This is a genomic window from Vibrio sp. B1FLJ16, assembly GCF_905175385.1.
Taxonomy (GTDB): domain Bacteria; phylum Pseudomonadota; class Gammaproteobacteria; order Enterobacterales; family Vibrionaceae; genus Vibrio.
On the sequence record NZ_HG992749.1, the window covers coordinates 1,796,466 to 1,810,924 of the forward strand.

Consider the following 14,459-nt stretch of genomic DNA (forward strand, 5'->3'; position numbering starts at 1 on the left):
CTAGTTAATTGTTACTACAGACTGGATGAATAAATTGGAAAAATACGAAGAAGTATTGGTCTCGATTCGTCAGATCATCCGCGCTATTGATTTACATTCTAAAAAGCTGAGCAAAGAGTCTGGTCTGACTGCACCTCAGTTGATTTTAATGCGTGCTATCGACGAACTAGACAACGTTACTATCAAGCAGCTGTCTAGCCATACCAATATGAGTCAGGCAACGGCGACAACCATTCTAGATAGATTAGAGCGTAATCAGTTTGTAGAGCGACGTCGTAGTGTCGAAGATAAACGAAAAGTACATGCTGTACTGACAGAAAAGGGGCAAGAGGTTCTGAAACAAGCGCCTACCCCTCTGCAAGAACACTTCATTAACCGATTTCAGAAGCTGGAAGAATGGGAACAATCTCTTCTTTTATCTTCTGTACAGCGTATCTCGACCATGATGAACGCTGAAGACATTGATGTAGCGCCAATGCTTGAGATTGGCAGCATCACTAAAGCAGAATAGTTACGCACTCTTTACAAATCTCAGCGCCCGCATCAAGCGGGCACTTTTCAACAATGCCTTCTTACGTTAACCCCGTTTCAAATGCATATTTCGCCAACTCAGCCGTCGAATGTAGATCTAACTTATGTTTGATGTTATGACGGTGAGTCTCTACCGTCCGGTAACTTATATTCAGCAGTGAAGCGATCTTTTTGCTGCTATGACCTTGTGCAACAAGCTTCAAAACGGCTTCTTCTCTACGGCTCAGTGGATTAGGTCTTTGAGTTACAGGCGCAACTTCTTGAGTGAAAAGTGTTTGCGTGACCGACTCGCAAAAATATGTCGAACCTTGATTCACGGTTTTGATCGCTTGCACCATTTTTTCTGCTGAGATCTCTTTGAGCATATAACCCACTGCTCCCGCTTGCATGACCTTCATGATGTACTCTCGATTATCATGCATGGTTAACATCAGAATTCTGCTCTCGGGTAACTCCTCTTTAATGATACCCGTCGCCTCTATCCCGTTCATTATAGGCATACTGATATCCATCAGAATAACGTCGGGCTGAAGCGATTTAGCCATTTCTACGGCTTCCATTCCGTTGCTAGCAGTACCGACAACTTCAATATCGGATTCCAATTCCAAACGAGCCAGAAAGCCATCTATTACAACCTGATGATCATCGACGATCAGAACACTAATCTTACCCATAAATTAATTCATCCAAATTCAGTAGCACTGTAATTTCCGTCCCGAGGCCCAGCTCACTGATAAGCTCAAACTCGCCACCTATAAACTCTACGCGCTCCTGCATATTGCGGAGCCCTATTCCCTGACGATGTACTGCCTGGTTTACAATAAAACCTATCCCGTCATCACGGATCAGCAATTGGAGCATATTGCCCATTTTTTGCAGAGTAACCGTCACTTTCTTTGCTTTTGCATGTTTCTCGATGTTGTTTAACGACTCTTGAGCAATACGATAAAGAGTCGTAGCCACTTCAGAGCTCAGACGCTGTTGCTGGGTATCAAAATGACTGTCGATATCAATACCGGAATGTGAGTGAAAATCCTGAAGTAAGGTCGTCAGTGCAGCCTCTAAGCCTATATCATCTAGTGCACTAGGTCGTAGCTGATGAGAAATATGCCTGACTTCGTTAATCGCTGTGAGTAATGAACGTTGGGATTTCTCTAAATGTAATTTGAGTTTTTCATCTTCCAGACGATGACTCATCAGGTCTAAATGGCATTTACTGGAAACCAACAACTGGTTAATTCCATCATGTAGCTCACGAGCAAGATGCTTTTTCTCGTCTTCCTGAAACATCACGGTTTTATGGGCGAGTTCTTTAAGGTTCTTGTCGGCCAAACGATGTTCATGCAGATTAATAGCAAGAGTGAGCACAATAATTACCGCGACCGTCACGACCAGAATTATAACCACCGAGAAAAAAGTAGTTTCAATATTTTTATTTACAGCTGCGCGCATAGTTGCGACTTCACGGCTCACATCTTCAATGTACAATCCGGTTCCAACCATCCATTCCCACTTGTCTAACCACCCTGAATAACTCAACTTAGGAACAACTTCCCCTGTCGACGGTTTTTGCCACAAATATTGGTGAAACCCACCGCCGGATTGTGCCTGATACAGCAAAGCTTCGATGAGCCGATCGCCATTCTCATCTTTTAGGCCTAATAAGTTTTGTCCCACCAAATTCGGTTGGGCAGGATGAACAAGGTTAGTACCGTATTTGTCGTAAGCAAAAAAATAGCCATCTGAGCCATAAGTTAAACGATTCAAAATCGCCTTTACACGCTCTTTGGCAACACTTTCTTCGATGGTCGGGTCGTTATAGATATGTGAGATAGAGTCAAAAGCAACATTCACTGTGTCTTTCAGTGCTGCTTCTTTTGATTGAATGAGATTTTGTTGAAAGAGTTCTACCTCTCGCTGGCCGAGAGTTTTTGCCTGGTAGATCGAAATCCAACTGATACTGGCTGACACCAATACCACAGGTATCAGTGCCAGCAGAATTAATTTTGCTTTGAGAGGCATCCCTTCACTCCATGAAACCGCTGCCGAACGCTCAACTGACAAACAGCTTAACAACTTGTTTCAGAAGGTGGAAACTCTCAGTTCACAAAATCTCTTTTTAACCCATACCGTAGAAGCCTGGGAAGAATAGTAGTGACGCAAGTACAGCAATCTGGATAGCAATAAACGGCATTACCCCCCTATAGATATCACGCGTTGTGACGCCGGAAGGTGCCACCCCTTTCAGGTAAAACAAGCTGAATCCGAATGGCGGGGTTAAGAAGGATGTCTGTAAGTTCATTGCTACGAGAATCGCAAACCAAGTCATATTGATGCCCAGCGTTTCAGCAACAGGGGCAATAATAGGAACAATGATGAAACAGATTTCTACGAAATCAATAAAGAAACCCAGAATCAAAATGACGACCATAGTTATGATCAAAAAGCCCCACTTCTCACCAGGAATACTGAGCATCCATTCTTCAACCAGGTAGTCACCACCTGTATAGGTAAAGGCCATTGAAAACGCAGTCGCACCGAGCAAAATGGCGAATACCATTGCCGTTACTTTTACGGTTTCTTTCGAAGCATCATAAACCATAGACCAGCTGAACTGCTTGTATAGCAGTGCAAGCACGATTGCACCCGCGCCGCCCAGAGCAGCAGATTCTGTTGGTGTAGCAACACCGGCAAAGATAGAACCTAATACGACTACGATTAACGCAAGTGGTGGTAGCACGGCTTTCAGCGCGCTGATGACTTCCTCTTGTCGACTGACAGATTCGTCACGTTCAATAGGCTGAGCAGCCTCGGGATTAAATTTTGCGTAGATAAGAATGTAGATAACATACGCAACGACTAGTGTTATACCCGGCCATACTGCGGCTTGGAAAAGGTCACCAACGGGTACACCGAGCACGTCACCTAACAAGATTAAAACTATAGACGGCGGAATAATTTGCCCCAGCGTACCGGACGCACAGATGGTTCCGCAGGCAAGCCCTTTATCATAGTTATATTTGAGCATTACTGGCAGCGAGATTAAGCCCATCGCTACTACAGATGCACCAACAACACCAGTTGAGGCTGCAAGCAAAGCACCTACAAGTACCGTCGAAATTGCGATACCGCCACGAACGCCACCGAACAAGCGCCCCATTGATTCAAGCAGCTGCTCTGCCAGTTTGGTTTTTTGTAAAACCAGCCCCATAAACACGAACAGAGGTACGGCCATCAATACCGTATTTTGCATGATGGACTGAATGCGATATGGCATGAAGGCAAACATTTCGATACCTTCTGCCCAGACACCAAAAATCAGGGCAATACCGCCAAAAGTAAAGGCGACAGGGAAACCTAAAAGTAGCGCAAACAAGGCTACGAAAAACATCACTATACCGATCATAATGACTTCCTTTTACGACTTACCGGAAGTACCGGCATAGATGAGGTGGGGGTTAACAATCTTATTGATAGAGTGCAGCAGCAAACCGATACCACTGACCGCCATAAAGAAGAACGAAACTGGAATCATGGCTTTAATTATCCAGCGATAAGGAAGACCACCTGGGTCGCCCGATGTTTCGCCCAGAGCATAACTCTCTTTAGCAAAGTCGATTCCGAACCACGCAACCAATAAGCAAAAAGGAAACAGGAAAAGTAGCGTGCCTATAATGTCGATGATGGATTGCGCTTTATAAGACAGACGCTCATAGAAAATATCGACCCGAACATGGCCGCCAGATTTAATGGCGTATGGCACACCAAGTAAGAATACCGACGCAAATAGGTGCCACTCCATCTCCTGAAAGGCGATAGATACATCGTTAAACACGTAACGCATGATGACGTCATAAACCACGTTCAATAGCAAAATGATAAATAGGATGCTGGACAGCCAACCTAAAAAATCGCTGAAGCGGTTAAAGATTCGCTCAATATAAATAAGACTTCTCATTCCGAACTCCGTGGAACGTATGATGGGCTCCGCAAATTCTTTCACGGAGCATTATTATGATTTCAAAAGAAGTTTTCTTGGGCTTCATCGCCGACCAAACGATATAGCTTGGTCAGCGTATAGACTTACTAATCAGCCTGGCTGTTTAGGTAAGCGCGTTGTGAGATATTGGTCCATGGACGTACTTGATTCATGTAAGCCGCTTGTGACTCTTGAATCTCTTTCGCCAACGGATCTTCATCTGCGTGCTTTTTAAGAAGTCGGTCATTGGCTTCTGCCATTGCAGCCATAACTTCAGGCGGGAAATCTTTAACTTCTACGTTCGGGTACTCTGACTTGATAGACGCCCAGTTCTTACCGCTTTCATGCTTAGACTGAGTGTACATGTCGTAAGCAGCCGTTTTCATTGCTACTTGTAAGATTGCTTTGAGATCATCAGGTAACTTTTCCCAGGTACGCTTGTTTACAAGGAACTGAAGCTCTGTTGCTGGCTCATGCCAACCTGTGTAGTAGTAAGGCGCGATTTTGTGGAAACCCATACGTAAGTCCAGTGAAGGACCAACCCACTCTAGAGCATCGATTGTGCGGCGCTCTAAAGAGGTGTATAGCTCGCCAGGTGCGATGTTGGTTGGTTTCGCTCCCAGTTCCGCTAAGATTTCGCCAGCAAAACCCGGAATACGCATTTTCAGGCCTTGAAGATCATCCAGTGTTTTAATCTCTTTCTGGAACCAGCCACCCATCTGAGTATCCGTATTACCGCCAGGGAATGACATCATGTTATGCGGAGCATACACTTTCTCCATCAGCTCCATACCGCCACCGTAGTAGAACCAGGCATACTGTTCTGTTGGCAGCATACCGAATGGCATAGAGGTAAAGTAAAGTGTGTTTGGTACTTTGCCTTTCCAGTAATAAGAAGCAGAGTGTCCCAGGTCGTACTGACCTGATTTGACCATGTCAAATACACCAAATGGCGCTTTATGTTTGTTAGCTGAATCAATGCGGATTTGAAGACGTCCGTTCGACATCTCCTCTGCCATTTTGGCCATATTTTTAGTTGTATCACCAAAGATTGGGAAGTTAGGCCCCCAAGTTTCAGCAAGTTTAAGACGGTACACTTTATCAGCAGCATTAGCAGAAGTAGCGGCTAACGTCATCGCTGCAACTACAGCAGTCGCTTTAAGCACTCGTTTCAAAGATTTTTGGATTAGACTCATCGTTCACGTCCTTTGTCACCAAGGTTATTGTTATCATCCGTTTGATAAGGATTTTTATTACGACCAACTAAAAACAAAATGAGTGTCATCTGACCGCTTCTTAAACGGTACCAATGCGCTCTCTTGTCATCACCTGACGTAACTTGGTGCTAAAGATGTAACAATAATGTTTATTTCGAAATCGGCGTGAACACGCAGTTTCTTTTAGTGACAAACCTGATATTAGCCATTGGTCTTACGTATAAACACGTAGTATTTATTCCATAAACCACGACATACTCCTGAAAAAAGGCATCTTTTAGTTTGGAAGCAAAATCTCATAGCGAGATTAATACGTACGCGTTAATTTTCCTAAAATTTGCATAGTATTTAAAGAAATGTGACAAAAGGCATTTTGACGAAGCTAGACTAGCCGAACGAATGAATGGAACTGGATAAATTCAACCTAAAAAAATACCCCGACATTCGTCGAGGTATTAGATAGTTTCTATTAGAAACAGAATGATACCGAAGTAACTTTTCAGGAGGAATCGGCCATCCTGAAGTTATTTGGATATACAGCAGCTATTACACTGCTTTGTAGATAACCTTGTTACCTGCTAACTGCTCTTTTTGAACTAGGTTTTCTTCAAGAAGCTTCTTCAATGCGCCTGTAGCCCATGATGCCGCCTTCGCTTCTTCCTGACCCGCAGCCAGACCGATACCTTTAGGATTAATACCTTCCGCATTCGCCACAACGATATCCAGTACTTGTTGTTGCTTAGGAGTCAGGGCAACATCAACAGTTTTCGCTACAGCAACTTTCTTCTCAGCTACTACTTTCTCCGCAACAGTTTTTTCTGCTACAGAAGGCGCTGCTTTTTCAGCAACAGGCTTAGCTGGTTTTTGTACCGCAGCAGTCTTTGCTACTGTCGCTTTAGTGCGCTTTTGCAGTTTCATTTGCACTTTACGCTTATGAGCAAGTCTCATTGAATATTTCTCCAGTTCACTGCATCTCAGCAGGGATGAAAATTTGAAGCGCGTTTTATACCAAAATTCACAAGCAATTTGTAGGTTTTGGCGTCTAAACGAGAGGAAAAATGCGTCCAAAGTGCAGAGCGACTACTATTTAATCAAACAAATTGTGCTTATTCTTATTGAATACTGGATATAAAAACAGAGGCTTCTTTCCTACGAGATGCACTTAGTTTCACACATAACAGTGGTGTGTTTATTCTCCTATCTAACAAGATAGTTGCTAATGAGGTAGATGGTATGGAAACGCTGTATCTGACGAACTCACATTTTAAATCTGACTCCCCGACTACCAGAATCATCTTACTGCTCGTCGCTCTGATTACCCTCTTTCTGGTTTTGATGGCACCGGGATGGAAACAAGCCATGCTGTCTGTAATTTTGATGTCCGCCATCGTTGGTTTTGCTGTACTGATGATTAAAAAAAGCCAGGTCGCTTTCACTCTAACCGCAACGCATTTTCAGCAACATTTGTTTAAAGGTGGTTGGGTAGTACGCTGGCGCAACATCGAGTCAATTGGGATATGTGGATACCAGCAGGATGGTTGGTATCAGCCCCTTCCTTGGATTGGTGTCCGTTTAAAACACTACTCCCCTTACCTTGACGCAATATGTCCCCGGATAGCCACAGAGATACTTCTTGGCCAACGAGCATTACTTTATTTAGGGGCGAGACAAAATAAGTGTGAAGAAAAGTTTGAGGATATGGTGTTGGACCCAAGTCCGTACACCAATAGTAACGGCATGCAATATAAAGGGTTGCAGGCTATGCTAGCAAACCGAATGAAATATCAAAGAGATTTCTACGGTTATGACATATTTATCTCTGCCAGTGATTTAGACAGAGAAGCAGAAGACTTTGTCGGATTGACTCGGCGCTACTTAGCAGCAGCCGAGCCGGACTAATTTTAACGTCTGTTATTAGTAAAGTGGCATCTCATCAGCAACAAACGGGTTAGTTTTGCGCTCATGACCAAAAGTAGATTGCGGGCCATGACCAGGAACAAAAGTGACATCGTTTCCAAGTGGCCACAATTTCTCTTTTATCGAGCTGATCAATGTATTGAAATCACCTTGCGGGAAATCTGTTCGGCCAACACTTCCGTTAAACAGAACATCCCCCACAAACGCTAAGCGCGCTTCTTCACTGTAAAGCACAACGTGACCAGGTGTATGCCCCGGAGTGTGGATGACATTCAAAACTTGATTACCAAAAGTGACAACGTCACCCTCATTTAACCATTGATGGGGTTCAAATGCTTCCGTAAGAGGGAAACCAAACATTTTGCTCTGCCCTTCAAGGCCTTGTAACCAGAAGTTGTCAGCTTTATGAGGCCCTACAATTTCTGTTCCGCCTAGCAATGCAGCTAAAGGCTGAGTACCACCAACATGATCTAAGTGGCCATGCGTCAATACCAATTTCACCACTTCGACACCCAGCTCTTTAATTAGCATCGCAAGTTGCTTTTCGTCGCCACCCGGATCAACCACGATGCCTTTCATTGTTTCGTCACACCAGACGATAGAACAGTTTTGAGAAAAAGAAGTCACAGGGACAATTTGATATTGCAGAGACATAGAGAACCTATTAACACATAAAATTACGTTTAAACTTTGGCAACTATGACACTAAGCCTAGGTGACTTCAAGAATAAGCTATTTACCAAGAACGCACTGGTCCTGTATCAATATGAACGAAGTTACTACTTGGGTAGTAGCCGACTCCCCCTGCTTTCAAACTCAACGCAGCCTCACGAACGGTAGACAACTTGACGCCATCCAAGCGGAAATCTATGGCCCTACCTTGCATATGAAAGCTTTTCTTCGCCACCGTGGATGAACGGCTGCGCAAAGCGGTGTTTGTTGCAGGTGAACGATAGCCTGAGATAACAACAACTTCAGAGTCTTTACCTATCAGCTTCTGAATTTGGCTGATCTGATCAAACAATCGGCGATCCATCGGAAAAGCCTCGTTGCGGCGGTGATCGCGGCAGAACTGATCTAACCTTTGAAGCTCTTTTTTCACGTACCCGTTGCCATCAAAATAGCACGTTTCTAATTGCTCACCTGTATTAAGGTTGTTCATTGCCAAAACACGGGGTTTATCGGGAAGGGACGCCCACGCAAACGTTGGCATAGCAGATGACAAAACAATACCGCCAGCGGTCATTTTAAGGAAATCACGACGAGAAAAATTACGACTTACCATTATTGAAACACTGCTCTAAAAACTCCATTAGCAGTGAAAAGTAACCAAACGAGTCACTGTCGTCAAACGCACCAACCAGCATAGAACGTACCAATCGACAACGGCAGATTGTTTACTTATTGAACGGCAAGTAAATTTTCAGCAATGTAAATTTATTCAAAATTTTTCAGCTAAATAATACTGAATGCTGGTTTAGCGAAAAATACTCTCGAACACACGTTTTAGCAAAGCGGTACACTCGCTTACCCTTTACTATCGTAAGAGTAAATATCATCGCGGTAATTCAGTACTCCCTCTTCCAGCCAAGCAGTTTGATAGATGAAATGCACCGGAATCCGCTCACCTAATGGAACTGACGTGTTCGAACTATATGAGCGGTATGCACTTTCCCTCTTCTTAGCGAAACGCTCTTCCAGTCCTTGCGTTCTAAAAAGCATTTCCGCAAGTTGATCCGCATTTTCCACTCGGACACAGCCAGAACTGAATGCGCGTCGGTCCTTCTCAAACAAGTACTTACTTGGGGTATCATGCATATAAATCGCCTGTGGATTTGGCATATAGAACTTGTAGAGCCCCAGTGCGTTCTTGGTTCCTGAGTCTTGCCGCATACGGTAAGGGAAAGTTCTGGGGTTGACCTCAGCCCAATTAATCGTTGTCGGGTCAATAACTTCAGGAGACGTCCAGGAGCGGATAATTTCAATGTTATGATGAACCAGGTACATTGGATTGCGTTTAACTTTAGGAATGATGTCTTTCACCATGATTTTCCATGGCACATTCCAGGTTGGATTCAAAATAACCGATTCCATGTTAACGGTCATAATTGGCGTTTTTCTGGAGCTCTTTCCAACCACGACTTTCGATTCAAACAGAGGTCTGCCATCGTGCCAATATGTCACCTGATATCCCGGAACGTTAACAAACACGACATTATCGCGCTCTTTTGCCCAGATCCTGGACCGCTCTGAATTAAGTGCGAGCAAATGTAAACGTTGCTTTGGAGAAAAGTTTATCCAGCGTAGAGTATTTGGCCCTATTACACCATCCTCTTTCAATCCATGTATTCGTTGAAACTCTTTTATCGCCAGTTCCAGGTCTTCGTCGTACCACGGTTTGTCCAAAGAAACATAACTAACATCAACGCCCACTACGGCTATACGCTCGACCAACCAACTTTTATTTTTCATCGGCTCCCCAACTTTCAGAGAACCCGATTGCAGATATAACGGATACTGGTATTGCGTATGCTCTGTCAACGAGGAGAAAGCGGCGTTAAAGTCGGAGTTCATTTGCAGCGGCGAACGAAGACTAGCCAAAAAACTACCTAGCTTACCAACCGTAAGTTCATTACTAAGAACTGAGAGTGTTTCGATACTTGGAGAAGGAAGTGTTACGTTGGTCTTGTTAGCAAACAACCAATTAACCCCTTGGAGTGGAAGCTGCTCGAGATAGCTCAAATACATAAGTAATGAGTCAGTCATAACCAGATCAAAATCTAGATTATCACCATGAAATCTGATCTGATTAATTCTCTGTACTTGATTCTCAAACTCTCTTGTGACATCTGCAAGCGCGACCAGTTTTAACTGAAAGATGAATTGCTCTATATCACTTTCGTTTTTCCAGTTCAGGCGATAATTGGTGCTCTGGTATAACTGATCGATAACCCCTGGATAGTGGATCATCTTTTCAATTGAGAGTTGGTGTACCGCTCCTTTCTGCTCTGTTTCTGACGCATTATCGAACGAAACTGTAGTAGAGAAGCTGCAAAACGGCACTAACAGTGCTGTTATTATCATTAATCTAGCAAACACTGAGACGCCCCTTTCTCTATCTAACGATATTAAAAGTATGGCAAAGATCCCATGTCTTGCAGATTTAAAAACAAGATCCCAATAATCTTTTGCTCAATCTGTTTTACAGCACAGTATAAAACCAGATGAATATTAGCTAATCCTAGACCAGTGATTATCCCATTGTATTCCGCTTGAGAAGGTATTCTTAAACTCTCCCGGCAACTGTTCAACCACTTTACCTGCGCCTGAACTGACGCGGAACTCATCACCATAGATAACAACGCCTGATGCATCAGGCAGTGCGTTCAGTTCTACCAGTTCACCCGTTTCTTTAGACCAAATACCATAGCAATTCCCGGGAGGAGAGGTAGCCAAAATCCAGTCTTTGGTTGCCGCAATACTGGCGACATAATGGTTGAACCGTGCCCATTGCTCAGGCTCTGCTCTCAGTTCAGACATACCTTCACCGCGCTTATGCGTAGCGATCAGTGCCGGATACTCATCAGGTTCCCCTCGATATTGCTGCCCACATAGCACGGTTTCAGATCCATCGTGAGCCAAATGGCGAATGCTCAGTTTATGGTCGGACAACGAGACTTGGTCGAGCAACTCTCCGTCCTGAGAAAGATAGCTAAGGGTGGGTGTCATTGACTCTAGGTTCAGCGGCTCCCGCCCGTTAGTATGTACCCCACCGACACCAATCGCTAATGTTCCATCAGGCATCATAATGACTTCATGCGGGCCTATCCCAAAGCCTGACAATTCATCGATTTTTTGATATTGGTTACGCGCATCGTAAACGCCGATAATACCGCGACTCGTCCCGCTTTCGCCTTCCGTTGCGAACAGATAGTGCCCATCGTGCGAGTAAACGCCATGACCATAGAAGTGGCGGCTTCCTAAAGCAGGCTGAAGTTTAATCACTTGCTCGGTACGATAGTCAAATACCATAAAAAAGGTACCAGGACGGCGACCAAACACCACCGCATGACCGTGTTGATTTATCGCGACACCGTGACCGCGCTCAGGAATGGGAAATGTGGAAATCGGCATACCATGCTCGTCTGCAACGACCGCAGCAAATTTATCCCGTCCTATAATAGAGCAGCCGATTAAAGCCGGTATCCGTCGTTCAGTTGCCGCACAACCAAACGGCAGTATTGGCATGGCCGCACCAAATAATGCGGCTTTGAGTAAAGTACGACGCGTTTTATCAGTCACCATCGGTAGCATTGAATCCTATAACTACTCCAAGCTCGATCGCTACCTCTTCATGGATAAGGTACTTCAGCTGCTCTAACTTATTGTATTGAGCCAATACATTGCGATAACCATCGACGGTTTGTAACGCTGTAAACAGGCTCTGCTCTTCTGGCCAGGTATCAAGTGTCAGCTCAAACTGTCGAGCAACTCTATCAGCTAACTCTACCTTACCCTGCTCTCGTAAAAGTGAATCCAAACCACTGCCGTTGGCCAGATACAGGGCTTGCATGCTTTGTAGATTCGCTTTCAAATTCGCCAAAGAGGTGCCTGACCGCCACGACTCAGAAAAGTAAGGTCTTGGGTGGCCGATTTTCGCCATTGGGCGGCTTAGCTTCTTCATACTGTATTCAAGCTGATTAGACAGCAGTGAAATATATTCTGATTCCCACTCGGTCTTTTTCAGCGACTTCCATGGATTCTGAGCCCAAGAGTCCGCGATGATTTGTGCTTTGTCTTGTAAGTTTTGTGCAATTGATACGCCTGTGGAACAGGTTAGATCGTTAGTAGCTAGTGTTGAAGATTCATCATAAAGCAGCCATTCAAGAGCACCTAGCCCTTGTACAGTAACGCTTTGGGTCGATATCTGTTCCGAGATCCAAGCATGGTCAGCGTTGATGAGTGAAGACATTTTTCGACCCGTCGTGTTCTTCTTATCCGGCCAGAACTGCACATTCCAGCTTTGCTCTAATGCCCTGGCAGGGCCTCTCTCCTGCCCTTGCAAAGCCATCCACGCTCGCATGGTTTCATGCCATTGTTGTTTGACTGCTGTCTGGTCTCTGTTTTCTGCTTGGCAGTAGGCACTGAAACTCTGCTTTAGTTTTTGACTTTGGTTTAAAAACCTGTGTGCTGACTGATACTCAACTTCATACACACTTTGCGAAATATGGTTCGTTTTCTCAGCAATGCTTGTTTCTGAACTCAATGTCGATTGACAACCAGTCAGGCCGAGTACTGCAGTCACAGAACTAACTAATAGTGTTTTATTCAAGATGAGTTCCTTATAAAGAATCTAAGAAAGCAATAAGGGCATCACGCTCATTCTTGCTTAAAGCCAATACGTTTTGCTTGGAAGCTTCCGCCTCACCACCGTGCCAAAGTACGGCTTCCATGACATTACGTGCGCGACCGTCATGCAGATAGTATGTGTGCCCGTTAACTTCTTCGGTATATCCTAATCCCCATAGAGGCGGAGTACGCCACTCACGACCGTTTGCAAGATATTCAGGTCTATTATCCGCGAGCCCTTCCCCCATATCGTGTAGTAGCAAGTCTGTATATGGGTGAATATTTTGCTCAGAAAGCGCTGGTAAACCTGAGCGCTTTGCGGTTTTTACGTTGGTTTTGTGGCAGCTTTCGCAACCGGACGACGCGAAAAGTTTCTGACCGAGCTGAACTTTAGGATCGTCCATATTGCGACGAATCGGCACTGCTAAGTGCTGACTGTAAAACTCAACAAAGTCCAATATATTCTGGCTTACCTCTGGATCACCACCATTTGGCAACTCTTTACAGATTGTCTGCTTTGAAGTGCAGTTTTCATTTGGGAACAAATGACTTGTCAAACCGACATCGCCATTAAAGGCTGCTGCATTTTGCTGCATCAACGTCGGTTGGCCCGCTTTCCAGCCAAATCGACCGAGTGCGAAATCTCCTTTCTCGATATCCCAGACTTTATTCACTTTGCCTGAAATACCATTGTTATCGCTGTCGTTTTCATCCGCCCAGGCAAGCAACGTTTCATCAGGAATGCTTTCCAATAACCCTAAGCCAATCATTGGCGGTGCAACACGAGCAGAAAACTCAGTATCCGGATGCATAGCTCCGTAACCTAAGTCCGTTATCTTGAGGTCCGGTTTTCTCAGCGTCACCGTTGTGCCATCGTTAAACTGTACCGGAACTTCCTTATATGTAATTTTGATTTTGCCTTCTGGCTTCTGGTCCTGAAGGGCGAAGTCTTGTAACTGACCGCCGTAGGTCGGCTCAGGTATACCGCCATCAAGGATGTATGCTTTTTTTTTGCTCTGGTGTTACCGCAGGGATGCTCAGACGCACTAGCATTGAAACCGCATGAATGTCACCTTCTTCCGGCGGATGGCCCCTGCCATCTTTAATATGGCAGTTTTGGCAACCATTGGTGTTGAATAGTGGCCCAAGACCGTCACGTGCGTCGGTTGAGGCGGGAGCTTGCACCCAAGGGTTTCTGAAAAAGCTATTCCCCACACTAAAATCCAGTCGCTTGCTCATTGGTAAATTCGCAGCTGGAAGAGAATAGGCATTCGCGCCGTCTTTTTTAACGCTTGTTCTCCCGCCAGAACGAACGTCATAAGCGGATGCAGAAAAAGAAAGCAAAGCGGTAAATGCTAGCGCTAAGTTGAATTGATTAATGGATGGCTTCATATCATTGCTCTTAAATGAATTGATAACAGCGAGCTCAAACGGCAAAGGGCTCAATCTGTAAGATGAGCCCTTGG

General features: G+C 44.7%; 13 protein-coding genes and 1 pseudogene. 2 read left to right on the plus strand and 12 right to left on the minus strand.

Annotation, left to right across the window (positions count from 1 at the left end; genetic code table 11):
- Positions 1 to 34 precede the first annotated feature (34 nt).
- Positions 35 to 511, plus strand: a complete 477-nt coding sequence (cosR, locus tag KHN79_RS08185) for a MarR family transcriptional regulator CosR (RefSeq protein ID WP_182008332.1) — start codon at positions 35 to 37, stop codon at positions 509 to 511.
- 61 nt (positions 512 to 572) lie between these two features.
- Here the strand turns inward: cosR and KHN79_RS08190 are convergent, their stop codons facing one another.
- The 6 genes from KHN79_RS08190 to KHN79_RS08215 form a co-directional block, all read right to left on the minus strand.
- The gene (locus tag KHN79_RS08190; RefSeq protein WP_182008333.1) at positions 573 to 1,205 is read right to left on the minus strand and encodes a response regulator transcription factor; all 633 of its coding nucleotides are present in this window, start codon (positions 1,203 to 1,205) and stop codon (positions 573 to 575) included.
- Entirely contained in the window at positions 1,198 to 2,553 is a 1,356-nt protein-coding gene (locus tag KHN79_RS08195) for a cache domain-containing protein (protein ID WP_182008334.1), read from the minus strand. Before KHN79_RS08195 ends, KHN79_RS08190 begins: the two co-directional genes overlap by 8 nt.
- 97 nt (positions 2,554 to 2,650) lie before the next feature.
- A complete protein-coding gene (locus KHN79_RS08200) occupies positions 2,651 to 3,937 on the minus strand; it encodes a TRAP transporter large permease subunit (RefSeq protein ID WP_182008335.1) in 1,287 nt (428 codons plus the stop codon).
- Positions 3,938 to 3,949: 12 nt separating this feature from the next.
- Positions 3,950 to 4,489, minus strand: coding sequence for a TRAP transporter small permease subunit (locus KHN79_RS08205; RefSeq protein WP_182008336.1), 540 nt, complete (start codon positions 4,487 to 4,489; stop codon positions 3,950 to 3,952).
- Positions 4,490 to 4,617: 128 nt separating this feature from the next.
- Positions 4,618 to 5,706 (minus strand): TRAP transporter substrate-binding protein, encoded by a 1,089-nt coding sequence (locus KHN79_RS08210; protein WP_182008337.1) that lies wholly within the window; start codon positions 5,704 to 5,706, stop codon positions 4,618 to 4,620.
- A 567-nt stretch (positions 5,707 to 6,273) separates the two neighbouring features.
- Positions 6,274 to 6,675: a MarR family transcriptional regulator gene (locus KHN79_RS08215; RefSeq protein WP_182008338.1), complete on the minus strand. Its 402-nt coding sequence runs from the start codon at positions 6,673 to 6,675 to the stop codon at positions 6,274 to 6,276.
- Between the two features lie 285 nt (positions 6,676 to 6,960).
- Here KHN79_RS08215 and KHN79_RS08220 point away from each other — a divergent pair, with 285 nt between their 5' ends.
- On the plus strand, positions 6,961 to 7,626 hold the full coding sequence (locus KHN79_RS08220) for a DUF2982 domain-containing protein (protein WP_182008339.1): 666 nt from the start codon (positions 6,961 to 6,963) through the stop codon (positions 7,624 to 7,626).
- Positions 7,627 to 7,641: 15 nt separating this feature from the next.
- Here KHN79_RS08220 and KHN79_RS08225 read toward each other — a convergent pair whose 3' ends face one another.
- The 6 genes and pseudogenes from KHN79_RS08225 to KHN79_RS08250 all read right to left on the minus strand — a co-directional run bounded on the left by KHN79_RS08225 (position 7,642) and on the right by KHN79_RS08250 (position 14,385).
- Positions 7,642 to 8,298 carry an MBL fold metallo-hydrolase gene (locus tag KHN79_RS08225; protein ID WP_182008340.1) on the minus strand — a complete coding sequence of 219 codons (657 nt, stop codon included), beginning with the start codon at positions 8,296 to 8,298 and terminating at the stop codon, positions 7,642 to 7,644.
- A gap of 82 nt (positions 8,299 to 8,380) precedes the next feature.
- On the minus strand, positions 8,381 to 8,929 hold the full coding sequence (locus KHN79_RS08230) for a DUF882 domain-containing protein (RefSeq protein WP_182008341.1): 549 nt from the start codon (positions 8,927 to 8,929) through the stop codon (positions 8,381 to 8,383).
- 242 nt (positions 8,930 to 9,171) lie between these two features.
- Positions 9,172 to 10,728 (minus strand): L,D-transpeptidase family protein, encoded by a 1,557-nt coding sequence (locus tag KHN79_RS08235; RefSeq protein WP_182008870.1) that lies wholly within the window; start codon positions 10,726 to 10,728, stop codon positions 9,172 to 9,174.
- Positions 10,729 to 10,875: 147 nt separating this feature from the next.
- A complete protein-coding gene (locus tag KHN79_RS08240; protein ID WP_182008342.1) occupies positions 10,876 to 11,958 on the minus strand; it encodes a DUF1513 domain-containing protein in 1,083 nt (360 codons plus the stop codon).
- The gene (locus KHN79_RS08245) at positions 11,939 to 12,976 is read right to left on the minus strand and encodes an imelysin family protein (RefSeq protein WP_182008343.1); all 1,038 of its coding nucleotides are present in this window, start codon (positions 12,974 to 12,976) and stop codon (positions 11,939 to 11,941) included. Before KHN79_RS08245 ends, KHN79_RS08240 begins: the two co-directional genes overlap by 20 nt.
- A 10-nt stretch (positions 12,977 to 12,986) precedes the next feature.
- Positions 12,987 to 14,385: pseudogene (locus tag KHN79_RS08250) on the minus strand (di-heme oxidoredictase family protein).
- Positions 14,386 to 14,459: the final 74 nt, after the last annotated feature.